Origin of the sequence: Aeromonas sp. HMWF015 (assembly GCF_963878965.1) — a bacterium.
GTDB lineage: Bacteria > Pseudomonadota > Gammaproteobacteria > Enterobacterales > Aeromonadaceae > Aeromonas > Aeromonas veronii.
This window is the reverse complement of sequence record NZ_CAWNZT010000398.1, coordinates 1-455: the sequence shown is the minus strand read 5'-3', so window position 1 is coordinate 455 and position 455 is coordinate 1. Positions and strand designations below refer to the sequence as shown.

The 455-nt window shown below is 62.2% G+C and carries 1 pseudogene; it reads right to left on the bottom strand.

Going from position 1 to position 455, the window contains the following annotated elements:
- A pseudogene (locus AACS18_RS20490) lies at positions 1 to 455 on the bottom strand (CBS domain-containing protein); the annotation flags it as partial.

Sequence of the window (455 nt, the reverse complement as noted above, 5' to 3'; positions counted from 1 at the left end):
CCCCCGCCAGTGCCTCCAGCAGATCCTGCTGGGTGACCAGCCCCTGCAGCTCGCCATATTCGTCAACCACCAGCGCCATCTGTTCGCTGTGGGTGCGGAAGTGGTTGAGCAGCTCGACGCCGTTGAGGGTCTCGGGCAGCAGGCTGCCCTCCTGGGTCAGGGCAGCCAGATCGATGGACCCCCCCTTGATATAGGCGTGCAGCACCTTGCTGACATTGATGATACCCACCAATTCTGACAGGTTGCCGTCGCAGACCGGAAAATAGCTGTGGCGATACTCCACCAGTCGCTGCAGGTTGGTCTCCAGCGGCAGCGCCAGATCCAGATAGCGGATATCGCTGCGCGGCACCATCAGGGAGGAGAGGCTGCGCTCGTCGAGACGGAAGACGTTGCGCAGCATGGTGTGTTCATGATCCTCGATCACCCCGGCTTCAGAGCCCTCCACCAGCATGGCG